At 36.2% G+C, this 24,477-nt stretch carries 25 protein-coding genes and 1 tRNA gene; 13 read left to right on the forward strand and 13 right to left on the reverse strand.

Features of this window, described 5'->3' with window-relative positions; translation table 11 throughout:
• The first annotated feature begins 26 nt into the window (after window positions 1–26).
• The 3 genes from CDG55_RS02095 (at window position 27) to CDG55_RS02105 (ending at window position 1,931) form a co-directional block, all read left to right on the forward strand.
• Window positions 27–260: a helix-turn-helix transcriptional regulator gene (locus tag CDG55_RS02095; RefSeq protein WP_087535921.1), complete on the forward strand. Its 234-nt coding sequence runs from the start codon at window positions 27–29 to the stop codon at window positions 258–260.
• Window positions 261–322: 62 nt separating this feature from the next.
• Window positions 323–910: a class I SAM-dependent methyltransferase gene (locus tag CDG55_RS02100; protein WP_087535922.1), complete on the forward strand. Its 588-nt coding sequence runs from the start codon at window positions 323–325 to the stop codon at window positions 908–910.
• 7 nt (window positions 911–917) lie between these two features.
• Window positions 918–1,931: an HNH endonuclease signature motif containing protein gene (locus CDG55_RS02105; protein ID WP_087535923.1), complete on the forward strand. Its 1,014-nt coding sequence runs from the start codon at window positions 918–920 to the stop codon at window positions 1,929–1,931.
• Between the two features lie 4 nt (window positions 1,932–1,935).
• Here the strand turns inward: CDG55_RS02105 and CDG55_RS02110 are convergent, their stop codons facing one another.
• From CDG55_RS02110 to CDG55_RS02140, 7 genes are all read right to left on the reverse strand, one after another.
• Entirely contained in the window at window positions 1,936–3,846 is a 1,911-nt protein-coding gene (locus CDG55_RS02110) for a hypothetical protein (RefSeq protein ID WP_087535924.1), read from the reverse strand.
• An 87-nt stretch (window positions 3,847–3,933) separates the two neighbouring features.
• Complete coding sequence (gene acpS, locus CDG55_RS02115) at window positions 3,934–4,326, reverse strand: holo-ACP synthase (RefSeq protein ID WP_087535925.1); 393 nt, start codon at window positions 4,324–4,326, stop codon at window positions 3,934–3,936.
• A 26-nt stretch (window positions 4,327–4,352) separates the two neighbouring features.
• Entirely contained in the window at window positions 4,353–5,465 is a 1,113-nt protein-coding gene (locus CDG55_RS02120; protein WP_228252563.1) for a nucleotide kinase domain-containing protein, read from the reverse strand.
• A gap of 47 nt (window positions 5,466–5,512) precedes the next feature.
• A complete protein-coding gene (locus CDG55_RS02125) occupies window positions 5,513–6,298 on the reverse strand; it encodes a thymidylate synthase (protein ID WP_087535926.1) in 786 nt (261 codons plus the stop codon).
• Entirely contained in the window at window positions 6,291–7,163 is an 873-nt protein-coding gene (locus CDG55_RS02130) for an ImmA/IrrE family metallo-endopeptidase (protein ID WP_087535927.1), read from the reverse strand. Before CDG55_RS02130 ends, CDG55_RS02125 begins: the two co-directional genes overlap by 8 nt.
• 15 nt (window positions 7,164–7,178) lie before the next feature.
• A complete protein-coding gene (locus CDG55_RS02135; RefSeq protein WP_087535928.1) occupies window positions 7,179–7,529 on the reverse strand; it encodes a helix-turn-helix domain-containing protein in 351 nt (116 codons plus the stop codon).
• Window positions 7,529–7,840: a hypothetical protein gene (locus tag CDG55_RS02140; RefSeq protein WP_087535929.1), complete on the reverse strand. Its 312-nt coding sequence runs from the start codon at window positions 7,838–7,840 to the stop codon at window positions 7,529–7,531. Before CDG55_RS02140 ends, CDG55_RS02135 begins: the two co-directional genes overlap by 1 nt.
• Window positions 7,841–8,031: 191 nt before the next feature.
• Here CDG55_RS02140 and CDG55_RS02145 point away from each other — a divergent pair, with 191 nt between their 5' ends.
• The gene (locus CDG55_RS02145; protein ID WP_087535930.1) at window positions 8,032–9,351 is read left to right on the forward strand and encodes a hypothetical protein; all 1,320 of its coding nucleotides are present in this window, start codon (window positions 8,032–8,034) and stop codon (window positions 9,349–9,351) included.
• On the forward strand, window positions 9,351–10,070 hold the full coding sequence (locus CDG55_RS02150; RefSeq protein ID WP_087535931.1) for a dCTP deaminase domain-containing protein: 720 nt from the start codon (window positions 9,351–9,353) through the stop codon (window positions 10,068–10,070). Before CDG55_RS02145 ends, CDG55_RS02150 begins: the two co-directional genes overlap by 1 nt.
• Here the strand turns inward: CDG55_RS02150 and CDG55_RS02155 are convergent.
• Together CDG55_RS02155 and CDG55_RS02160 are read right to left on the reverse strand one after the other, a co-directional pair.
• Window positions 10,067–10,684, reverse strand: a complete 618-nt coding sequence (locus tag CDG55_RS02155) for a hypothetical protein (RefSeq protein WP_087535932.1) — start codon at window positions 10,682–10,684, stop codon at window positions 10,067–10,069. The genes CDG55_RS02150 and CDG55_RS02155 overlap by 4 nt on opposite strands.
• A 3-nt stretch (window positions 10,685–10,687) precedes the next feature.
• Entirely contained in the window at window positions 10,688–11,140 is a 453-nt protein-coding gene (locus tag CDG55_RS02160; protein WP_087535933.1) for a TIR domain-containing protein, read from the reverse strand.
• Window positions 11,141–11,463: 323 nt separating this feature from the next.
• Between CDG55_RS02160 and CDG55_RS02165 the strand changes: the two genes are divergently transcribed.
• Window positions 11,464–12,623, forward strand: a protein-coding gene (locus CDG55_RS02165; protein ID WP_087535934.1) for an IS3 family transposase whose coding sequence is annotated in 2 segments (ribosomal slippage) — window positions 11,464–11,710 and window positions 11,710–12,623 — 1,161 coding nt in all. Because the reading frame shifts where the segments join, the coding sequence is not laid out codon by codon here.
• A 210-nt stretch (window positions 12,624–12,833) separates the two neighbouring features.
• Window positions 12,834–14,864 (forward strand): TIR domain-containing protein, encoded by a 2,031-nt coding sequence (locus CDG55_RS15445; RefSeq protein ID WP_111313903.1) that lies wholly within the window; start codon window positions 12,834–12,836, stop codon window positions 14,862–14,864.
• Window positions 14,865–14,915: 51 nt separating this feature from the next.
• On the opposite strand, the gene CDG55_RS02180 is transcribed toward CDG55_RS15445, so the two are convergent.
• Together CDG55_RS02180 and CDG55_RS02185 are read right to left on the reverse strand one after the other, a co-directional pair.
• Complete coding sequence (locus CDG55_RS02180) at window positions 14,916–16,079, reverse strand: tyrosine-type recombinase/integrase (protein WP_087535936.1); 1,164 nt, start codon at window positions 16,077–16,079, stop codon at window positions 14,916–14,918.
• Window positions 16,080–16,262: 183 nt separating this feature from the next.
• Window positions 16,263–16,352 (reverse strand) — tRNA-Ser (locus tag CDG55_RS02185).
• A gap of 122 nt (window positions 16,353–16,474) precedes the next feature.
• On the opposite strand from CDG55_RS02185, the gene CDG55_RS02190 reads away from it, so the two are divergent.
• The 3 genes from CDG55_RS02190 (at window position 16,475) to CDG55_RS02200 (ending at window position 19,895) form a co-directional block, all read left to right on the forward strand.
• Complete coding sequence (locus CDG55_RS02190) at window positions 16,475–18,352, forward strand: potassium transporter Kup (RefSeq protein ID WP_087535937.1); 1,878 nt, start codon at window positions 16,475–16,477, stop codon at window positions 18,350–18,352.
• 155 nt (window positions 18,353–18,507) lie between these two features.
• Window positions 18,508–19,581 carry a DNA/RNA non-specific endonuclease gene (locus tag CDG55_RS02195; RefSeq protein ID WP_087536056.1) on the forward strand — a complete coding sequence of 358 codons (1,074 nt, stop codon included), beginning with the start codon at window positions 18,508–18,510 and terminating at the stop codon, window positions 19,579–19,581.
• 71 nt (window positions 19,582–19,652) lie between these two features.
• A complete protein-coding gene (locus CDG55_RS02200; RefSeq protein ID WP_005156717.1) occupies window positions 19,653–19,895 on the forward strand; it encodes a hypothetical protein in 243 nt (80 codons plus the stop codon).
• A 39-nt stretch (window positions 19,896–19,934) separates the two neighbouring features.
• Here CDG55_RS02200 and CDG55_RS02205 read toward each other — a convergent pair whose 3' ends face one another.
• A complete protein-coding gene (locus tag CDG55_RS02205) occupies window positions 19,935–20,942 on the reverse strand; it encodes an AraC family transcriptional regulator (RefSeq protein ID WP_087535938.1) in 1,008 nt (335 codons plus the stop codon).
• Window positions 20,943–21,056: 114 nt separating this feature from the next.
• Here CDG55_RS02205 and CDG55_RS02210 point away from each other — a divergent pair, with 114 nt between their 5' ends.
• Entirely contained in the window at window positions 21,057–21,701 is a 645-nt protein-coding gene (locus tag CDG55_RS02210; RefSeq protein ID WP_087535939.1) for a sterol desaturase family protein, read from the forward strand.
• 314 nt (window positions 21,702–22,015) lie between these two features.
• On the opposite strand, the gene hisF is transcribed toward CDG55_RS02210, so the two are convergent.
• Window positions 22,016–22,774, reverse strand: a complete 759-nt coding sequence (gene hisF, locus CDG55_RS02215) for an imidazole glycerol phosphate synthase subunit HisF (RefSeq protein ID WP_004659983.1) — start codon at window positions 22,772–22,774, stop codon at window positions 22,016–22,018.
• Between the two features lie 101 nt (window positions 22,775–22,875).
• On the opposite strand from hisF, the gene CDG55_RS02220 reads away from it, so the two are divergent.
• Window positions 22,876–23,832, forward strand: coding sequence for a homoserine kinase (locus CDG55_RS02220; RefSeq protein ID WP_087535940.1), 957 nt, complete (start codon window positions 22,876–22,878; stop codon window positions 23,830–23,832).
• Window positions 23,833–23,836: 4 nt separating this feature from the next.
• On the forward strand, window positions 23,837–24,454 hold the full coding sequence (locus CDG55_RS02225) for a DUF1294 domain-containing protein (protein WP_005156707.1): 618 nt from the start codon (window positions 23,837–23,839) through the stop codon (window positions 24,452–24,454).
• Window positions 24,455–24,477 lie beyond the last annotated feature (23 nt).

Genomic DNA, 24,477 nt, shown 5'->3' on the forward strand with positions numbered 1-24,477 from the left:
GCATCATTGATCAGGAGAAAAACATCATGAATGCGTTCACAGGTCAAACTTTTCAGATGAACCAAATCATTAATATTAAGCATGTAGTTGAATTTACTGCCCTTAGTCGATCTAAAATTTATGAAATGATCAATAAGGAGTCAAAGTATTATGATCCTACATTTCCCCAGCCTATACGATTGACTGAAATGCGCATTGGTTGGTCAGCTTGGGAAATCCATCAGTGGATTGAGTCTAAGTTGGAAAGCCGAGAAGAATAATAGTGGGAGCTTTTGCTCCCTTATTTTTTTGGTAGAATTGAAAGAAATTACCAATGATATAAATGAAACAGAATTTAGATTATTACGATATCAATGCATTAGCGTTTTTTGAGTCTACTTTTCAAGTGGATATGGAAAGCCTATACCAACCATTTTTACGCTACCTACCAGATCATGCCTTTATACTCGATTTAGGCTGTGGTTCAGGTAGGGATGCGTTAGCTTTCAAGAATAAGGGCTATCAGGTTGCTGCAACAGATTATTCAAAGGAAATGGTTGATAAGGCAAGTGAGTTAGCTGGAATTGATGTACGTTTTGAAAGCTTCTATGAGTTATCTGAGCTAAATCAGTATGATGGTATTTGGGCATGTGCTTCACTATTACATTGTGAAAGAAAACGCTTGCATGAGGTACTGGAAAAAATACTAAAAGCATTAAAAGTTAATGGTATCTGCTATATGTCATTTAAATATGGTGAGGGAGACCGTTACAAGGATGGGAGACAATTTACAGATATGGATGAATCACAGGCGCAGAATTTACTAAAAAATTTTGATAATATCTTACTGTTACAACAATGGATTACCATTGATAAACGTCCCGATCATAATGAAGATTGGCTGAATATCGTATTTCAAAAACAAAATTGAATAAATAATGTCAGTATCTATACCTACACCACAACAGCAGCTCAAGTTCCTGAAACAAATCCAGCAAATTTTACATTCAGGAAGTTTTTCTTCGACTTATAAGTTTGCCTTGTTAATGAGCCTATGTCGTCTGGCAATTGAGCAGGGAAGTGATACTGATGAAAGCTTAACCTTAGATTATTTGGATGTTGCTGAAAAATTTATAGATTTATACTGGAAACAGACTCTTCCATTTTATTTTAATGAAAATGAACCGTTCCTGTTACAACAGAATAATGGTAAGCAAGCAGGAATTATCAGCTTAATTCACATTGCCCAACAAAGTTATAAATCTCTTGCCTTAGCCAGACGAGATCATGTGTATTGGCTGCAATTGAAAAAGAAAGTGGCTGACATCGTAAGGAAGATGCCTGTAACTTACCTGCAAAATTTGAAAGGTCAAAATATTGAATTTTTATATCATTTAGAGGATTCTCAAAAACAACTTATACTTTTGCCAAATGTCATGTATTGCTTACGTCAATTCAGTGAAATTATTGAAGAGCTATGCCAGAAAAAATGGGTTGATTTTGTCAGGTTAAATAAAGGTAATTTATTGGTTCTAGATGGCTTGCCTGATTTGGCAACATTCATGTTTGAACCAAGCCGAAATCAGCTTCGTCAAGTAGGAGAGTTCTTGGTTGACCTACAGGAATGTAAGTGTTTTTACTGTCAAAAGCCAATTAAACACAATAAGTGGGCTGTGGATCATTTCATACCTTGGGCTATGTACCCAGCAGATACAGGTCATAATTTTGTGCTTGCAGATGAGAAGTGCAATTCGGCTAAAAGTGATTTCTTGGCATCAGAAGAGTTTTTATTTCAATGGCAGGAAAGAAACCAGAACTTTGATTGCCTTATTACAGATGAGTTATCAAAGCTGGGTTTTCTGGCGAATATTCAACGTTCGCATAGTGTTGCGAGTTGGGCGTATCAGCAGGCAAAGGAGAATGGATATTTATTGTGGATAAATAAGCCCTAAGCGTTTACATAAATTTAGAGTATCTATCTATAAGTAGTTGACGGTCATGAAATTCTATAAAAGGTTTAAGAGCTAAATAAATTTTCTCTTGTAGATTGATGTCTATCCATGATTCATCACCATAGATACATTCACACATGGCTCTGAAAATAAGTTCAATTTCATGATTATTCATTAAAAAAATATCTTCTTCTACTCTACCTCTGAGTGCATTAAGAAGTTCCTCAAAATTTGCAAATTCTTCATTATAGAAATCGAGCTTTGAAGAAATATAAGAAAAATAGCCTTTTGCATTTTCGACTAAAGGAATTAGACAAAGATAGAGCTGTGAAATTTCATTAGTTGTGAAATAGGCTCGATTGCTGTGATGGGAGATGTAAAAAGCTTGAAGTAACTTAATAGTTTTCAATATACCTAAAGTCCGATAGTAGTGATCCTTTAGCAAAGCAAACTCACGAATGTCTCTGATATAACCAAAGTCTTCTAGATCCTTGAAACCTTTAATTCTTTTTAAGGTGGAAAAATAAGTAAAAATGCTTTTCTTTTTATCCCAGCTAATAACTTCAGGAATAAATCTCTCTGTTATCCATTCAAATGAAGTTTGACAAGACCACCATTGTTTTTCTGATACAGGGATTTTGCTAAGGGGCGGTTCCCATAACAAGGTAAGTTCATCTTTGTCATTGATATCTTCAATGTTTTCTGCCCAAAACATACCATGATAAACATCTTCTACAGGTTTATATTTTTCTCCTGTATATAGTTGTATGAAATTTCGAGATGCTGAAAATATATGCCATTCAGTGTCTCCATTATCTACATCATGAACGTTCGTAAATTTAATCATTAGGTCCCAAATTTCCTTGGACAATGTACATAAAGCAACGTATGTTCGACCATTCCTTGAAATAAAAGGAAAGTTATAAGCTTTCCATATGTCTTCAATTTTTTGTATTGCTCCGAGATAGGCAGTAGTAAGATTGTCTGCAACTTCTGTAATTTGTTGAATAACTTCAATTGGTAGATTAAAGTGACAGTTTTGTAAGTCTATAACCCCAGATTGATTTGATGGGGTACCAATATAAAATGGTCTATAGCGAGAGTGGATAGGTTCTCCTGAGTTCCCTAAGAAATTTTCTAACATCCATTTGTTTTCTAGAATAACACTTACCCCATGAGCATCATGAGTTTTAACCGTAATAGTGGCAGAGCCGACATGGTTTTGTGTAGGTAATAAAGCCGAAATTTCAATCCACTTTTTTTTAATTTTCCAATTGCCATCTTCAAAAAAGGATTCGTCAAAATCTGAATAGTTTAATGAAGAGAAATCAAGAAATTCTTTAGCCGCTTCTCGATTATTTTCATCAGGATCAATTAACGCTTTATGTAATGTCTCAATAAAGTGAGTTCTAAGCATCCATTCATTGTAAAACTGACTTTCAGGAGCCATGGGAAAGAACTTGCTAACAATGTCTGGATAGGGCTGTGACATTATGGTTAAAGTTACGGCTGTCCATAACTCGGACTCAATTCCTAAAGCATGTAGTTCTTTGTGTATCTCATGCCATTTCTTCGAAATATTTCTAGGTACTTCTTCTTGCGCAAGGATAATGACATATTTATTTATGTTAGGAAGTAAGTTGTTTTGTTTGAACTTTTTTATAGTTTTATCTAGTTCTTGAATTGATAAATTTCCCCAGCATTTGCATTCATATACAGCTAGCTTTTTAGGGGATTTTACAAAATTGGCACAAATATCAAGCCCACCCTGATAGTGTCCATTACCTTTAATACGGTGAACATTGGTTAACTCTTTGTCTTTATAAAGTAGCCATTCGCAATATTGTTCAAATTGCTTGCTGGTAAGTTGTGTAAATGGTAATGCAGTAGCATCGAATGGAATATAAGTTTTCATAAATTAATATTTATTGTAGATATCGTAATGCTATATCTGTAATTAAGCCATCAAAGAAATACAAAAGACTTTTTATATATAAAACATCTATATGGAGGTACCAATTACGCTTGCAATTACTGTAGTACGTGAATGACTTGTACTTACTGACCAGTATTTGATTCCTTTTTCTTCTCGTATTTCTTCTAGCTTCCGATATAGCTTAATTGATAATGATCCAGATGTTTCCGTCATTACCTCAATATCAGTAAAAGCTATACCATTTCCCCAACCGACTTTAAGTGCTTTCATTACGGCTTCTTTTACTGCAAAACGTGAGGAAAATTTTTCTATCATATTGGCATTAGCCTTTACCAATAATTGCTCATTTTTAGTGAAGTAGACATTTTTAAATTGGGTAGGGAAATGGTTAAAGATTTTAGAAAAATCATCTAGATCTAAAAGATCAATCCCATGACAAATAATATATTGGCTCATCATAACTATCTCAATTAAAGAATAAAATCTTAGTTTGTAAAAATCTTAGGTTTTATTCCATTACCTCTTAAATAACTATCAATTTTCGTATTGATGTCCCATTTTGGGGGAAACCAAGGAGCTTGAAGAGGTCCAGTTGAAACATATTTCTGCTTGATTCGTGTTCTACCAGAAATTCCAGCAATTTCTGGATGAGCCAATCTTGAATATTTATCAACTTCACAGAATAAATTTTGACAATCAATTAATTGCAAGCGACGCCCCCATAGAGATTTAAAATTTAGATTTAACCTCTCGAACTCTTCTTCCTGATAGTCGGCCATAACTCTTATTAATTCTGGCTCGCTTAATCCTGCATGATGTTTAAAACATTTTCTTAATCCGTCTTTTGCACCTGGACCTGGTATAACAAAGTCCATTTCAGAAAAGTCCGTTATTTCACTATAATTAATATCAGTAATAAATTGGTAGGCTAGAAAATCGCCTATAGTAGGATAGCTTTTAATAAGTTCAAAAGCTCTTTGCATTTTTTTTAACTTTGCAATTTTATCTACAAGCTTATCGCTCATCATTGCTTCTAATAGTTTTAAGTGATTCTGATGTTTTTGAGCATATCCATAAGCTATTTTTCCAGGAGGCATAATATAAGCTGCTGAATAAATTCTTTTACCTTTCAACATTTCATTTTTTAGAATGGTATCATATCTATCAAAACTATAATCTTTAAAAGTAATACAGCCCAATGACGATTCAAGAAGTTGCCATGTCTCGATCTTATTAAAAAATTTAAATAGCATAATTCTGAAAAAGACCTCTTCATTTGTAGCTGGGAGATCTTCTCGATAAATTACATGCTTAATTAAAAATTGACTGACTCTGTCTGCTGCTCTATAGGCATTGGTGAACTTATGTACCTGTATTATAGGGTCAGAAGTCCAAGGGGTGGGTTGTTGATCTAATCTGTCAAAATAAATTTTTTGTCTTTCCGCTGCAAATCTCCAGTAAGTATCATATACAGGTGATGTCTTAAGTTGCTTAAGTGGAGATAGGCTCGATTGTGACTTATCCATAATAATTTTTTTTGTATATTCGACCTTGTTACTAGTTTGAGGATCGTAATAGGTATCAAGGAAAGAATTCACAGTAGACTCTGGCTGCTAAAAATGAGATAGGTTTATCCTGATAAGGATCAATTTTTCAATTGCGCTAACGCAACTAAATTTTTTAATTGTACATCATTCTTAGGAATTTTTTCTAATTTTGCAATGCCTACAAATACATTCACTTTGAAGAGAGGTATATTCATTTCATGTGCCATGAAAGCACCTAACTGAGCTATACCTAAATAGTTTCCATAAGCTTTTATGAAAAGTTGTTGAGTCGCATAAAATGCATTGACGACAAGACCATCTTCTGTTGGCTCAAAGCTCATGTGCTGCATACATGGGAATTGTAATTGTGCTGTAGCTACATGATCTTTATAAGGGTCAAATATGCTGGCTTGGAGCATTGAGCGTCGTACACCTTTCCTTGAATTCTGTTGTGAGATAATCCATTCTAATTGATTTATTTTGTTATCTTCATTCCCATAGTTAATTAGGCGTTCAAAGTATGAACCTCTATTATTCTCTCTAGGGTTATACGCTTTATAAGTTTCAAAGACTTTAGAATATCGATTGTAAAGCTTATGTCTGTCATTTCCACAAGTTTGCCATAGTATTTTAGGGAAAATAGTATTTGCAACATCCTCAACTTTTCGAAAATTTCTTTGGATTAATAAATTATTCAACTCATTTGAGAAGCCTTCAATTTCATTAGGTTGTCCATTATTGTCAAAACCTGTTAGGGATAGAATTAATGGGGTGATTTCATTCTGAGGATGTTGTTGTATATGCTGGATAATTTTCGCCCATGCACGTGATAGATTGTCATCAACTATATGGACAGAACCAAATTGGCTAGAGTATTTACTCATCAACATCCTCCTCTAAATGACGAAATTTTGCTAAGCCCAAGTATTTTGGAGGAGCAATTCTCACAATGGTAGCCCATGTTGTGCCTGGAATAGCTATGCGAGTAATACCGCATTTTATTGCACGGAATACTTTTCCAAACTGATTTTCACTATGAAAGGATAACATGTTCACATCTACAAAAGTACCGTGAGGTATGAGCACAAGTGCCCCTTTTTCCATGTCTAAGGTTTCATTATTCCAATATATATCAGTGAATATCAAAGGCTCAGGTACTTCAATACCTAATATTTCTGTCCTTATCATTTTGGGGGTAATTTTCCCAAGTTTATCCCTATGAGACTTTGAGATTAAATTTATACCATATGCTAAATGATTTACTAAAGTAGATTGCCCAACTCCAAAATTACAAGCAATTGCGTACATATCTAATGCAGTAGCGTTATTGAGAGCTATTTTCCTTTTTGCAAATGCTTCTTTTATACCTAGTGTAGGCATTAAGATATTTGATGCAAAAGCATCAGCAAGAATTTCATTAGGATGCTGCTGAATATTATTGATTTGAGAGTGGAGCTCATCAATTGTTGAACCATGCCCAAATAAATGATGACCTAGTTCATGAGCACATGTAAAAGCTCTTCTTCCCAGTGGTCTTAGTGCCGACAAATGTATTCTGGGTTTAGGCTTACGATCATACATACCCTCCATGTTAATATCGTTAAACCGCACAATTACATTTTCTATTTCACATAACTTATAGATACAAATTGGTGACTTAACATTGAAGCCTGCTTTAAGGCGTGTCTTTAATGCAAGTTGCATCCCTTGCATAAAGAGTTCTTGCCTATTAATTGAGAGAATATTCATTAACTACCTACTAAGTTATTTAGAGGAATCTCGCATGGATGCAAGTAGTCGTAATAATCGATCTAAATCATCATCTTTTAATTTACTTAGTTCCCTAGCAGCTAGTTGAAGCCTTGGATCATCTATTGCTAAAGACTCTTCAGTTTCACCAATAAGCCAACTTACTGTTACATCATATATGTCTGCAAAAGCTTTTAATTCCTCAGAAGTAACTCGTCGATTTCCTGACTCGATCTCTGATATAGTAGGTCTATGTAGGTTAAGAATTTTTGCAACATGTCCTTGTGTAAGGCCAGCTGCTTTACGGGCCTCTTTTAATCGTGACGCTAGTTTTAATCGAGCATCTTCTAAATTTTCAATATTCATTAAAGATAAACCTTTTTGGTTTCAATTTGGATTGAATTCTCCACTAGAGAGAAAACTTTATTGACAATCTCAGATATATCTAATGAATCACAGCTTTCTTCCTTTTTAAAAATATTTACATCATTTGGAAGGTCAATACCTAACTTTTCACCAATCAAGCATACGGCAATAGGCCATACTTTGCTGTCAAATTGAGGGAGGTCCTCAAGAGGAGTGATATTTTTTGTTAAGGATGGGCATGCCAATCCACTAACCTGTTGAATTTCTTGTAATGTACTTATTAATGCAGCTTCAATATCTTTTTTATTCATTTTAGCCTCACATTGTTTGGTAAGATAATCTTACTATTTTTGGTAAGATTATCTTACTTATTGTAAGAATTCAAGATCTAGAATAAAAAATATAATTTTTATATATGTAGGTGATTTAATTGGTTTTATGTGGAAAGTGAGGTAGTTAGTTTGATAGGATTACAATCACTATTAATATATGAAAAATTCACATGAACTGGATAGATAGTGTAAATTTTCTAAGCAAGTATTTCCTATTGTATTCAATAATAGTTTATATAATTTGTTTAATTAAGTTGATGATATATAAATATAATTCAATAGGCCTGGAGAAATATTTAAGTTTAGGTGAGCAGAGCAAATTAATAAAAAATTTTAGTGAGCGATATCTGGATGTGAAAAAGGATCAGGAAAAACTACTTCGTGAGATATATGCACAACAATTAACTACATATCCGAACGTTAGTGCCAGATTTGTTGCATATTGTATACGGCGAGAGCTTCCTAATTTAAATTTTATTTTTTATCTCTTTAATATCAGCCATGCACTGGTGGATGTTATCGATGGTAGAGGTGAGTATTCATTGCATTTAAAATGCAAAAAAAGCGTTCTTTGGCCTACTTTCATATTAGGAAATGTAATATTAATAATTTATGCTATTGGGGTTGTCCTCTATCTCTCCTTGAACCTAACATCAGGTTTATGGGTTTTTTCTAATATATTGATAAATATAGTTATAGTTTGCTTAGCAATCTTCTTGTATAAAGTCTTATGTTTTATTTTATTAGTTGCCCAATTGGATGATGTTGTATACAAGGACTTATCTAAACCTAACAAAACATGCTATATTTCGTGGTGTAGTTGTCTCTTTGATACTATATGTTGTAGAAATAGGAAGCAAAAAATGTCGGCCTTTAAAATCCTTAAAGAATTAGAGTTTAAGCAATTGCAACATGACAATTGCTATCATAAAGATATTTGGGTGCTTAATACTCAAGATAAGGCACGACATATGGCTGCTCATATTGGAAAATATTGTGGGCAACTTTTAGAAGCTATTCGAATCAATCAAGATGAAGAAATCATAAAGAAGAAACTCATCGACTCCCTTATCATTAACCTCTCATACGCTAATATTTTTTTATGCTTAGTTAGTGATCAATTGCGTGATAATAGTGTAACAGATCAAACTAGTCTTGATCAGCTTATTCATTCGGTTGGGCAAGATTATATCTCTCAGCAAAAATATGAGGAAAGTGAAAATTGCTGTTTAGAGTTAGCAATGGATCTTTGCATTCTTTCAGGAAGAGTATTAAAAACGGTCGAATCTATGGACCATATGGAAAGGCATCCCTATAGGGAAAATTTTGAGAGTTATTCTTTATCAATATTTAAAATATTATCAGCATTATGTAAGAAATATGATATTAAAGAAATAGATAAAGAAATAGCTAAGAGGTTGTTTGCTGTTGAGGAAAAAAATCCTTATTTTTCTAGTTTAGGAAATTATAAAGAAGGATATCTACGGTAATGTTTTGGAGTGGGCATAAATTAAAAAAAAATATTGAGCTTCTTTTACCCAATTATAAGGGAGGAAATAATATTGATTGTGCATCAATAGCTTTAACAATTGGTAATGAGGTATATATTACACCTAGCTCGGATACTGATACTAAAGTCAAAAAAATACTTACTGATAGTAACTCACAGTTTATTATTCCTAAAGGTCAGTTCGCTTTGCTTATTACAGAGGAAATTGTTCAGGTTCCTAATGACGCAATTGCTTTTATTTCTTTTAAAGCAAAATATAAATATAAAGGCTTAATCAATGTCTCAGGATTTCATGTGGATCCAGGTTGGAAAGGAAAGCTAACATTTTCTGTTTATAATGCAGGGCCTAGTGATGTTGTTCTAGAGAAAGGTAATCCTTTTGCTTTAATTTGGTATGCTGATTTAGATAAAAGTGGCGCAAATGAAGAGGATTATAAAAAATATTTTGTAAAAAAACAGGATACTGTACTAAATATTACTAGTGATAAAGTTACAGATATGTCTGGCGATATATTTTCCCCCTTTAAATTGAAGAAAGAAATTGATGAAATTAAAGAAAAATATAATAAAGAGATTTTGGACTTAAGAAAGGAAGTAAATACAATTGAGGGCAAGTTACTTATTCGTACGGGGTTACTTATTTTTACATTTATCTCGTTAATAGTACTTGTGATTAGATTATTACCACCTAAAGCTTAGAAATCTAAAGTGAGCTGCTTATTTTTTAGGAATAACGCCTCCCATTCAAGAGGGTTACCATGAATACCTAAAGAGTGTTTCTCTAATAAATCAAATAATTTATTATTGAGTTTTGTATTGACATATTTAAAACCTCGTCTTTTTTTTATAATCTGCTCTAGATCTGTGGGAATAGGGATACTATTATTACCAAAATAATAGTAATGGTTGCTAATTAACACATAATCAGATTTTGTATCTTTTTTAATGTTTAATAGATTCGGGCTACCATCCTCTTCAGTATGATGAGATGGCAATTGGAGCCACTTCTTATTTTCTTGATAATAAATATTGTCTCCGTATTGATATTTTCTAGAACCAGAGAGAAATGGTTTTTTATTCGTAAATCTTGAGTCATTCCAGTATTCATTAAAAGTCATTTTTTCAGTAACTTTCATTGCAAAGACTATATGCTTTGGCTTATTTTCGGTAGTAGAACTTGTACCAATTATCCAGTCTTCTACCTTTGCAAATTTACGGATATCTGGTTTACATGTCGCTAAAGTACAGAAACCAAAAAAAGGGTTAGGTGCAAAACCTATATCTCTATCCACGACATACGAAAAAACTTTCATAAATTATCCACATAAATGTCGAGCAACATATGGAGCTTTATAGTGCTCAAATGTTGGTGTTCCTGTTATTGCTTTTACTAGACAGTTGCTATTCCAACCTACAATTGCATCTGCACAATTGTCTAATGCCTCTGGAATATCACAATCTTGATGACCGTGTGCCCATACACCTACAATTCGAATTCCTAGCTTTTGTGCATATTCGATTTCCCAGTTAACCCAATAGCTATTTTTTGTTTCAGGTGTGATATAAACCATCAGGATAGAACACTGCTTGATTCTAGGAGCTAAAATTTGATATTTAATATAGTCTTCTGCTTTTGCGTCATTTGGTTTGTCTGCACTAATAGAGAAATCTCTAATATCAAATCCTTTATCTCTTACAAGATCCTTTGTTTTTTGTAGTCCCTCATCATCTGCATGAATATGACTAATAAAAATATTCTTCTTCGGCATTTTACTCAATTTACCTTTTAAATAATATGATTTTATAAATAGGGTTTTTTAAAAAGAAATCAAGTCCAGATGAGAATTTTTTAATGTTTAGTTTTTTTTAACTAATATTTAATAAAAATTATATTTTTAAGAGTCTAATTATTAGATCGAAGTATTCTATATGCTAAAGAAATTATAAGTTATTATTGCGAAAATGAGTAAGACTTGAAAGGTAAAATCATTAGCACTTTGATGATTTTACTAGTGATATATGATCCTAGCCAAAATAATGGACAATGCTTCCCTCTAAAGCTAACGTAAAGTTAACTTTGGAGATGTAAAAAATGGCTAAACGCTTTAGTCCAGAATTTAAACAGCAAGCAATTAATTATGCACTTTCAAACTCGCACGAATCTGTGGCTGCTATCGCCCAGAAATTAGGTGTGGGTTATTCAACATTAGATAAATGGATTCGTGAGGCCAACCCAACTGGTTCCAGCAAAAGACAGCTCTCGCCAGAACAGCAACGTATTTTCGATTTAGAAAAAGAAGTCAAACAACTCAGGGAAGCCAATCATATTTTAAAAAAGGCGCATGTGTACTTCCTGACAGATCATGCCAAGAAAAGTACACGGTAATCCAAGGTCTAGCTGTGACTGAAATTACGGTTTCTTCTGCCTGTAAATGCCTAGGTGTTAGCACTTCGGGCTACTATGCTTGGCGAAAGAGACAGATATACGTCAAGCAGAAGTACGCTGATTTAAAAGCTGTATATTGGCAACACCATGCTCGCTTAGGAGCACCGTCATTGGTGCACGACATGCATGATTTAGGTTACTGCATGAGTGAACGTACAGTTGGAAGGATGCTAAAAAAGCTCGGTTTACGCAGTAAGATTGCACGTAAATATAAGTATACGACTGATTCAAATCATCGTTTGCCGACGGCACCGAATCTGTTAGATCGCCAGTTTACAGTCACTCTGCCAAATAAAGTTTGGACAACCGACATTACCTATGTTCGAACTAAAGACGGTTGGTTGTACTTATGCGTGATGCTAGATTTATTTAGTCGTCGTATTATAGGTTGGCAAACCAGCCATCGGATAGATCGTCAATTGGTATGTGATGCATTTAATTATGCAATGGCGCGTCAGGGTTATCCAACAGGTGTCATGGTGCATTCGGACCAAGGCTCACAGTACTGTAGTCGTGATTTTAGGATGTTATTATTAACAAACAACTGTATTCAAAGCATGTCACGTAGGGGGAATTGTTGGGATAATGCAGTGACTGAAAGCTTCTTTCATACGTTGAAAGGTCATGTGATACATCGCAGTGTATTTCCCACTCGAAAAGAGGTGAATGCAGTCTTGTTTGATTATATTGAGATTTATTACAATCGAATTAGAAGGCATTCTGCAAATGGCTGGTTAAGTCCTGAAGCATTTGAACAGAAATATTTTAAGAATTTAGAGGGAGACGCTGTCCACAATACTGTCTAGGATCAATAGACTAGTTGATGAGACTATATAAGCGTAATTATAGTATAGCCTTGAGGCTGGGTGTCTCTGGTTACGAAGAGGTTTTACTTTATCTCGTAAAGAAAAAAATTACGTATTTAGGTTTTAATATTCATTACAATGATAGTAAAACCTCTTATTTATTAATTAAATGTTTTAAGTTATTGATTAATATTGGTATTGGTGAGAAATATGGGAAATGCTATTAGTCCTCCTTTGGCTGCACATTTCATTTGGCACAAGAAAGATGAAGCTAGTTTTGAGGAAGTTTGTGGATTATTTCGTAGATATCTGACTCGTGATATAGAGCGGCCTTTTTCACGTGAGTTAAATATTCCAACTTTTTTCTACAGTTCATTAAATGAATCTCCTAAAGATTTTCCCCTACCTATTGCACAAAAAAATGTAATTTTTATTTGTTTAAGTAGAAATACACTCATTTGCGCTAAATGGAGAGAATACTTAAACAATCTTCCAAGTAACACCTCTAATTATCTTGTACCAATTGCTTTAGATAATTATGCTCTAAAGCATTCTGGGGAGGATGGGGGATTAAAAAATTTGAATTTTGTTCGGGCTTATGAATTCGATCAACAAATTAAGAGTCAGCTATCAATTTTATCTCTTTCTCATGAACTATTCCGTTTTGGTTTTAGTGATTTGGTGGATGGGGCTGTGGGGATAGAGTCTTCAATCCAACTTTTTCTGAGTCATGCTAAGAAAGGAGGGACAGGTGAAACTTATGCTCGAGCTATAAAGAGATATATTGATGGTACAAATATGAGGAATTTCTTTGATGCTTCAGAAATTTCAGTGGGGTATAAATTTAATGAGGAAATAATAAAACATATTCAAAGGTCTACTCTTATTTCAATTACAACTGATGAGTATTCATCACGCTATTGGTGCCAAAGAGAAATATTAGAAGCAAAAAAGCATGATAGGCCAATTATCTCTGTAAATTGTCTTCAGATATATGAAGATAGAATATTCCCCCCATCTGGTAATGTTCCATGTGTACATATCACACCAGGTAAAATACCGCTAGAAGAAGAAATCCTAAATATTTTAATTGCTGCATTAATGGAAACTATTAGATTTAGATATTCTCAATCTTTACTAGAGTACTATAAAGAACAGGCATGGATAGACAAATCTGCGAAAATATTAGCGAGACCTCCAGAAATTCAACAGATAGTATATTTAAAGGAGGAAATGAAAGTTGATGAACTAACGATTTGTTATCCTGAACCTCCTATCTATGCAGAAGAAATGGATTGGATCACTTTTCTTAAGGTCAAGGTGTGCACTCCACTATGGTCTAATACAGAAGAAAAAGAGCAGCATTTAAGGGTAGGTATTTCTATCTCAGATTGTGGTGAAATAGATTTTGATATATTGCATATTCATCCTGATGAGCTGAAGAGGCTTTCTCAAGAGCTTGCACGACATTTACTAGTTAATAATAATATTCTTATTTATGGAGGGGATTTGAGAGCGAATGGTTTTACAGAATTTATTCTAGAAGAGGCGAGTATCCTCAAAAATAGACTTCCTGAACAATCATTCAAGGTAGAAAATCATTTAGCCTGGCCTTTGCACTGTCTTCCTGAATCATTAGATTATCAGGCTGACTATCATGATGTGTTAAATCAAATAAATTACGATTTACCTAAAGAGTTTCATGGGGAAGTGGATCAATCTTCATGGCTTGAGATTAAAACTTTCCAAGATAGATACATATTCTCTAAAAGTTTAAGTATGATGAGAGAAAAATCTATTGAAGAGTCTGACATTAGAATTTTCGCAGGTGGAAAAATTCAGAAATATAAGGGATTTCTACCAGGTGTTCTGGAAGAGTTTTATATAGCATTAAAATTTAACAAGCCAATTTTTCTGATTGGTGGTTTTGGTGGGGTGGTAAAACATATTTGCGATTCAATCAGCTCAAATAAAATATCTGAGGTACTAACTCAAGAATGGCAGGAAAAGAATGATTCCGACTATAAAAACTTTATGAATTTTCTCAATGAAAGATCAAATACACCTCATTATGATCAGATATATTTAACAATTCAAAGTTTAACAATTGAAAGCTTGGCTCAAAGAAGTGGATTAACAGCTGAGGAATATAATAGGCTTATTAGTAGCCAATTTATTGATGAAATTATTCATTTGATCTTAAAAGGATTAAAGAATTTATGTAAAAGTCAAGTGAGGTAGCCTTTTGAATCCTTTTTTCCTAAGCCATATTTATCTAGGAAAAGGAATAGGTTAACTTCTCAACCCATCAATAAAATCAGACCATTCCTGCATCATCTTAACCCGATACTCAAGATGTTGTGCATGGTTATAAGCTTGAGATACAGCATTCCCAACCCTATGAGCTAGCTGGATTTCAATCGCATCATGCATATAGCCTTGCTCATGCAAGGTTGTAGATGCAAGCCCACGAAAACCATGACCCGTCATTTTACCGTTATAACCCATCGTCCGAATTGCGCATAAAAGGGCATTACTACTTATTGGCTTAGCTGTAGTGTAATTATAGAAAACGTACTGTTTTATACCAGTGATTGGTTGAATCTTTTCCAGTATATCTAAAGCCTGTTTGGAGAGAGGCACAATATGAGGCATTGCCATTTTCATTTTGTGTGCTGGAATTCTCCATAAATGATTCTCATAATCAATCTCATTCCACTCCATCATTCTGAGCTCGGCAGTTCTGACAAAAGTAAGCGTCATCAACTGTAGGGCTGATCGAATGATAGGATTGCCGCGATAGCGATCCATACGTTCAAGAAAGGCTGGGAACTCTGAAATATCCAGACGAGCCATATTCTTTACTTTACGTGGCTTAAGAGCTTCTCCTAAGTGTGGGGTAGGATCGTTCTCAATAATACCTTTACGAATTGCAAAACGGAAAATACGACCAGTTAAAGGGATAGAGCGTTTTGCCATTTCTAATGCACCACGCTCTTCAATTTTTTTGGCGCAAGCGAGTACATCTTTCCCCTTAATTTGATCAATTGGCATATCGCCTAGATCAGGGAATAGATCTTTTTCAAATACCGATAAATCACGTAAGTAAGTCGCTTCTTTTATAACGGCTTTACGGTCTTGCATCCATTCCATAGCAAGTGCTCTGAAAAGCGTGCTTTCATCTACCTGCAATTTTCTTTGTTTCTTTGCTTCGTTTGGGTTAATTCCATCTTTTAACTTTAGGCGGGCTTCATCCCGAATTCTTCTTGCTTGAGCAAGTGTAGTGTCGGGATATGTACCAATACTAAAAATATTTTCTTTGCCATTAATACGAAATTTCATACGCCAGTGCATACCACCTGATGGAGTGACTTCCAGATACATGCCTTTTTCATCAGAATATTTGGTTTTCTTTTCAGCAGGTTTGATCTTTCTGACCTGAGCATCTGTAAGCATTGCAACGCTTCCCGTGGAAATTTGGGGGTATAAAAATGGAGGTAATTTATTATACCCCCAGTTATACCCCCAATTATCTCAGGATTCAATAGGGCTAATTGGAAAACATAAGGCAATAAAAAAAGCTTAAACCCTTTAGATTTAAGCTTTTAGGACTCTATGAGATATCATAGAAAGTAAACTTGGCGGTGAGAGAGGGATTCGAACCCTCGATACGCGCAAACGTATACACACTTTCCAGGCGTGCTCCTTAAGCCACTCGGACACCTCACCAAGGTGTGCGATAGTAACTAAAAAAAAGCAGACTGCCAAGTTGTAGTCGAACAGATTTGCAGAAAAACTTCTTGGCTAATGATAATATTAAGGAATATAACGTTCTATATTGAAGACAATATATGCAAAGTACTGCAAAAAAAGCAGCCTTACCTGCCACTGCATTGGCAGCATTAGGGGTGGTGTTTGGAGACATTGGAACCAGTCCTCTGTACGCTTTGAAAGAATCCTTCCATGCTGCACATGGCTTAGGAATTCAACCTGAAAATGTATTGGGAATCTTGTCGATTATTTTTTGGTGTTTAATGCTGATTATCAGTATTAAATACATCGCGATTGTTATGCGTGCGGATAACAATGGTGAAGGTGGAATCATGGCTTTACTTGCTTTGAATCTACGCAAAGCAAAAATATCCGATAGTAAGAAGATTTATTTAATTGCGATTGGTTTTGTTGGGGCATCGCTATTTTTTGGTGACGGTATTATTACGCCTGCAATCTCAGTACTTTCCGCTGTTGAAGGTCTATCAATTGCAACCAATGTACTTGATCCGTTTATTGTGCCAATTGCAATCGTGATTGTAACGACATTATTTTTAATGCAAAAACACGGAACCGCGTTTGTTGGTAAATTTTTTGGGCCAATTACGCTACTCTGGTTTTTGTCATTGGGGATCTTGGGTGTCATTAGCGTCGTGCAAACACCAATCGTACTCGGTATGGTTAGTCCTCATTGGGCAATTCAGTTTATTTTCACTCATCCTGTACAAGCATTTTTTATTATGGGTGCTGTTGTTCTGACGGTCACAGGTGGTGAAGCCTTATATGCAGATATGGGGCATTTTGGACCGCGTCCAATTCGTTTCGGTTGGTTTAGTGTCGTTTTGCCTTGCCTTGTATTAAATTATGCTGGACAAGGTGCGCTGTTACTTCGCAATCCTGCGGCGATTGAAAATCCATTCTATTTACTAGTCCCAAGTTGGGCTTTGTACCCAATGATTATCTTGGCAACGATGGCAGCTGTGATTGCATCACAGGCCGTTATTTCTGGGGTTTTCTCTTTAGCTCGTCAAGCAATCCAATTGGGTTATTTACCACGTTTAGGCATTAAACATACTTCTGATTCTGAAGAAGGACAAATTTATGTGCCATTTCTGAATTGGTTATTGCTGATCTCGATTGTCATCTTAATTTTAATTTTTAAAACCAGCTCAAACCTTGCAAGTGCTTATGGCTTGGCTGTGACCTTAACCATGTTATGTGACACAATTTTGGTTGCTGTATTCATATATTATGCATGGAAATGGAGCTTACCAAAAGTGATGCTGTTGATTATTCCATTCTTCATTTTGGAATCCGTACTGGTCGCAGCAGCATCATTAAAAATGTTCTCAGGTGGTTGGGTACCGTTATTGATCGGTGCAGTCGCGGTTATGATCCTGATGACGTGGAAACGTGGGCGTGAGCTTACTTTTGCTAAGCTTGAACATGACACCCTATCACTCGATTTATTTGTGAAAAGTATTGGGGACAATGTTCATCGGGTACCTGGCGATGCAGTCTTTTTAACCGGAACGCCTAATGTTGTTCCGCATGCGATGCTACATAATATTAAGCACAATAAAGTACTACATGAGCGTAATATTTTAGTCACGGTTGTGATTGAAGATGTTCCATTTGTTCCTCAAGAGGAGCGAATTAGTGTTGAAACGTTGAATGAGCATTTCTATCGCATCAAAATTTTCTACGGTTTTAAAGATGAACCTAATGTGCCAAAAGCCTTGATTCAAGCTTACGAAGAGTTAGGCTTTGAATACGATTTGATGCAAATTAGCTTCTTTATTTCACGTGATCGTATTGTTCATAGTGTGGGAGATGGTATGTCTCCGTGGCGCGAACGCTTATTTATCTCAATGCAACGTAATACTAGCCCTGTGAGTGACTTCTATCAAATTCCAACCAACCGTGTTGTGGAGTTAGGCAGTCAAATTGAAATTTAGGTAACATAAAAAAAGGCACTTTAGAGTGCCTTTTTTATTATCTGGTGATCAAGTGAACAGTTTTGCGACATAAAGTGTCGTTCTTTGCTTTATCTCAATATACAGTTGAATATGGAATTGCTAAGCTTCGCATTCATATTGATTTTGATTTAGTTATGGCGAAGAAAACAACCAAAAAGAGTAAAACACAATTTGCTTTTTTGAGCCAAAATTTTGGAAAAATTGTTCTTGCTTTGATCGCAACAGGCAGTTTCGCGATTGCATTTGGTAATGAGAAAATTTCTAAATTAATTCCTTTGCCATCGAGTCATGGTGCTTGCTTAGAACAATTTTATCGAGATGTTCCTCCTTTACTTACAAAAGAAAGTCTAAAAAAAGATAGTTATGCTTTATGTTTTAATGATTTTAATGTGATGTATTCAGGTATTTCAAAAACACCATTGTGGTCAGCGGAATACCTTACCCCAGATCGTTTAAGTATTAAAATCAAGCGCGAAGATAGTTTTCACGAAGAAACACGAGTGCCTCTAGCTCATCGTGCATTGTTAGCGGACTACCGTGGTTCTGGGTACGATCGTGGACATATGGCACCGAATGGCGATATGAATAACACTGCGGCACAACATGACAGTTTTTCTTTAGCCAATATGGTGCCACAATCACCGAAGAATAATCAGGAAGTTTGGCGTAAACTCGAAGAAGCAGTACGTTCTATTGTGACTAAACAACATAAAGATGCTTATGTTGTGACTGGACCAATTTTTGAAGCGAAGCGCTTAAAAACCATAGGGAATGGCGTAATAGTTCCTACAGCGGTATACAAAGCCGTGTATTTACCTAAACAGGGGATTATTGGGGCGTACTATGCACCGAATAATGATTCATTACAGGTTAAAGTGGTGAGCATCTGCTATTTAGAAGAAAAGTTAGGAATTAATTTATTTCCACAACTCACAGAACAACAAAAGCGTAATGTTTATCAATTGCCTACATCGGCACAACAAGTTAAAGCCAATAAAGAAATTAGCTATGTGAGTTGGGATAGACAAAGTCAATGTGCTGAAGAAGCAACCACGGCAAGTATTCAAGCACAACAGCAGCAATTCTCTTCTGGGAAGACACAAACTGATGAGACTAATTTGCCGCAGATTGATGAGGAAACCAAACAAGCTTTAATCAAGCAATTGATTGATGCATTGGTTCAGTATTTTTTACAATTGTTGAGATAATGTAGGGCCTATTGAAAATTATCAGGGTTTGGCTCACTGTGATGAAAAGAGAATAACAATGAGGGAACGAGATGTTTAAGCCTTTTGTGGATGGAAATGAGTCTTCGGCAATCTATGACCTGACGCTGGAAAATCAGGTCGATTGTGTCAGTCTATATGGAAACCTACAGATCACTAAAGATCAGGTTGGTTTACAGGCTGCCAGAAAGTTGCAGGCCTTTATGAATGAGGTAGTGACAGCCCTGGAGCAGGAAAATCTCCCTGAGAAAATTCAGCGCCCACCTGAACAGGAAATCGAAAATCCATTTCTATAAAAAATGCTTTAAGAAACCATCGTTTCCTTATCAATTTGATTAAGAACTATAAATGGTATTGTTCTTTCGCCATTGTTGAGGAGTTTGTCCTGTCCAAAGTTTAAAAGCACGTTGAAAAGCACTTTGTTCTGAGTAGCAAAGTAATAAAGAGATTTCTTGCAAACTCAGGTGCGGATCTTTTAAGTATTCTGTAGCCAACATAAAGCGGACTTGTTGGACACGCTCCTGAAAGGTTGTGTTTTGCTGCTGTAAATGACGCTGTAATTGTCGTACAGAAAGTCCCAATTTCTCAGCGATAAAATCAATCTGATATTGATTTTTTTGTAATCCAGTCATAATTGTATGTTGCAAGCGTTGATCGAGTTGAGTGGAATTGGGAAGCTTATCCAATAAAGCTTGAGCTTGTTGTAGCAACAATTGCTGTAAAGTGTGATCGCCTGTTCGAAGTGGCTTAAAGGCTTCGGTAACAGGTAGAAGTAGCTGAGTTTTAGGCTGATCAAAACGGACTTTACAACGGAAATACTGCTCATAAACCATAATGTTTTTCGGTGCGGTATTCACAAAATGCACTTCGTGTAGATTGAGATCTTCACCTGACATAAATAACTTAAGGAATTGCACCATCAGCGCAATTGCAATTTCATCTGTTAATTGGGTTGGGTTGGGTTCTGGAGCTTCCCAGCGGATTGATGCGTAGGGTGGGTTAAATTCAACGACGAGAGGGCTACCATCATAAATTAAGCGATGAAAATCATGATAACGCGCCAATGCTTCGCCCAAGTTTTCACATGACAGTGCGAGATAAGCAATAATTCCTAAATGTTTAGGTTGTACGTGCTCTGCAATTTCTAAGCCTAAACCTGTCTTGGGATTTAAACGATTAAGATCTTCAAGTAAGTCACGCCAAACGACGTAATCAAAACGTTCAAGATTTTGGACTTGTTGTAATTGCTCAGGAATTTCAATATTTTTTGTTTCGCAATAAGCCTTTAATAAATGCCCTAATCCGCCATAAACAGAGCCTGTATAGTTCTTGAGTTGGGACATCCTGTCTACTCCTTATTCTGTCGTGTTTTGTCAATATAAATATATCGTATCGTCAATACTTCGCCTACAAAAATTTATATCTTTAAAAAAATAAGGAAACATTTGGAGAAAACCATGTTGAAGGGTTTTGTTGCAGGTTTGGCAGTTGCAAATGCATATGAATGGTTTGCTCATAAATATCTATTGCATGGGGTACACCGTAAAGGCAAGCCACGTTTCAGTCCAACGCCAAAACAGATGGAATCACACTGGGCACATCATCGTGAAGTGCGTAAGCAAGAGTTTTCCGATGACTGTTATGTTGAAGGTTTGGATAGCTGGCGTACTCGAAATGAATTAATGTCACTTGCTGTTGTGGCAGGTGTGGCCAGTGTTGTGTTCTATCCTTTTTCAAAAGGCATGGCACTTGCAGCGATTTATAGTGCGGGGAATTATTATTATGTTCATCGCCGTGCCCATCTTGAGCCTGATTGGGCGAAGCGCACGATCCCGTGGCACTATGATCATCACATGAACTCAAATCAAGATGCTAACTGGTGTGTAACGCGACCATGGTTTGATTATGTGATGGGAACGCGTGTGGTGTCCTCGGCTGATTTAAAAGAAGCCAATCCACTCGGTCTACCGTTACCTGCACCACTTTCAAAAGCATTGACGCAAGCGATTGAATCGGTTTTCCCTGCGAAGTGGGTTGAGCAAAAACCAAAGTTAGTGACACCACCTGTAGCCGATGCGGAGCAACAAGAATCAGTGGCTTAGTGGAAAATGCGACATGTGACCATAAAGCATAAGCATTGTGACGATGCTTTCATGAGTCATGTCGTGAATTGTCAATAAAATGAGTTTTTAATGTCAATATTTTTATGTGTTATCCCGTTATCTTAGCTCAAGCATTGAAAGTGCTCAGAATTTAATCAAAATGAAAAAATTCACGTTTACCCTCTAGCGTTGTATAAACGCAGTTTCCATGCCTTGCTCCGCAAGGTATTTTTTTGTCTGAGGAAATGTTGAGTGAATAAAAAAACCTCTCAAACGATGATTTTGAGAGGTTGTTTTTTAAGTAATACTCGCGTTTAAAGACGCATTTCAATCCCTTGCTCAGCCAAATATTGCTTAGCTTCTGGAATTGTATGTTGACCAAAATGGAAAATTGAAGCAGCCAGTACCGCATCTGCACCGCCTTTCAAAATTCCGTCAGCCAAATGTTGTAAATTGCCTACGCCACCTGATGCGATGGTCGGAATATTGACACGATCATTGATCTGACGCATCAAGGCAATGTCATAACCCGCTTTGGTTCCATCGGCATCCATACTGGTAATCAGCAATTCGCCCGCACCGAAGTCAGCCATTTTCACAGCCCATTCAATCGCATCAATTCCTGTTGGCTTACGACCACCGTGGGTAAAGATTTCCCACTTATTTTCGCCAGTTTTTTTCGCATCAATTGCGACCACAATACATTGTGCGCCAAAACGTTGAGAAGCTTCTTGAACAAACTCAGGGGTAAATACCGCTGCCGAGTTGATACTGACTTTATCAGCACCTGCATTTAGTAATAAACGAATATCTTCAACTTTACGGACACCACCACCAACAGTTAAAGGTACAAACACGCTTTCAGCCATACGTTCTACCGTACGGTAAGTCGTATCGCGTCCATGATGGGTAGCAGTAATATCTAAAAATGTAATTTCATCGGCGCCTTGTTCGTTATAACGACGTGCGACTTCAACAGGGTCACCTGCGTCACGAATATCAAGAAATTGAACGCCTTTGACGACTCGACCATTATCAACATCTAAGCAAGGGATAATACGTTTTGCGAGCATAAAATTTTCCAAAAAATCGCCAATAAAGAAAGGGGTGCTACACCTTCATGGAGGGAACAGGTATTCTATCAAACTTCACAGCTATTTTTTGCAGGTTTTCCATGTCGGTTTATACCCCGTTGAGTTTAGAAGAAGTTCAAGCATTCGCTGAGCCTTATGGTTTAGCAGTAATTGACCTGATTCCAATCCAAGGCGGTATTCAAAACACCAATTATTTTTTGGTGGATCAATCAAAACAACACTATGTTTTAACGGTTTTTGAAGAATTAGATGCTGAGGGGGCAGGTGAACTGGTACCTGTACTGGATTGTTTGGGTAAGGCAGGCGTACCTGTGGCGGTGCCCTTAAAATACAATGGGCAGGCGATTCATAGCATTGCAGATAAACCTGCTCAGATTGCACCTCGTTTGATGGGTGAACATCCTGAACAAGCCAGTATTAAACAAGTACAGGCGATTGCTCAAGCGCAGGCAAAATTGCATTTGGCTTTGCAGGGCTTTCCTTTGGAACGTGATTTTAATCGCAATCATCAATACTGGTCTGAAGTAGCAAACCAATTACGTCCTCAATTGATTCAAGCAGATCAACAACTTTTAAATCAGGTCTTTCACTTATTTACAGTGATTACGCAAGCATATCCAAACCGACCAATAGGCTTTATTCATTCTGATTTATTTCGGGATAATACCTTGTTTCAGGGAGATCAATTACAAGGTATTCTTGATTTTTATGAACTCAATCAAGATGAATGGCTATTTGATATTGCGATTAGTATCAATGACTTCTGTACAGCTTATCCACAAGCCCATTTGGATATAGAAAAAGCTGAGGCATTCTTAGGTGCTTATCAAAGCATTCGTCCACTGACACAAGATGAATTGGCTTGTCTGGATATTTTCCTAGCAATGGCTGCTTGTCGTTTTTGGTGTATGCGTTTACAGGTCGCACAGAAAAATGCAGCAGAAGGGCGGACAGGTGAAGATATTTCACAAAAAAACCCTATGGAAATGCGCATGATGTTACAAAACCGTTTACAACAAGTTTTAGGTTTAGGGTAGGAATATGCGAGATCAAGGGCGTTTAGTTGAATGGTTCGATGATAAAGGCTATGGCTTTATTCAACCGAATGATGCACATAAAGATCGTGTTTTTATCCATATCAAAGACTTTGCTCGCACAGGGCCGCGTCCAATTGTGGGGTGTGCCTTGGAATATGTAGTCATTTTGGATGAGCGCGGTCGTTATCGCGCTCAGCAAGCAACTTATTTAAAAGCATCACAAGTAATTGAACATCGCAGCAAACCTGCTCAGCCGACATCTGCCAAGCGTTGGTCAGCGATGCAGATTGGTATTGTGATTTATATTGTATTTATGCTGATTGCAAGTTTTAGTAAATTGCTGCCGCCGTATACTTTGCTGTTTGTTAGCTTGATGAATGTCGTTAGTTATTGGTTGTATGCGCAAGACAAAGAAGCAGCACAATTGGGAAATCGCCGTGTTCCAGAGCAGACTTTGCATATCGTGGATTCTTTGGGTGGTTGGTGTGGAGGGTGGCTTGCTCAGCAAAAACTGAGACATAAAACACAAAAACAACCGTTTCGTAAGATTTATTTCTGTACCATAGTCTTTCATATATTGTTGATATGTTGGTTAATTTCTCCACTCAACGTGTTTTATTAATTGGGAGGAGAGTTTTTGGAGAT

This window comes from Acinetobacter sp. WCHA45 (assembly GCF_002165255.2).
GTDB lineage: Bacteria > Pseudomonadota > Gammaproteobacteria > Pseudomonadales > Moraxellaceae > Acinetobacter.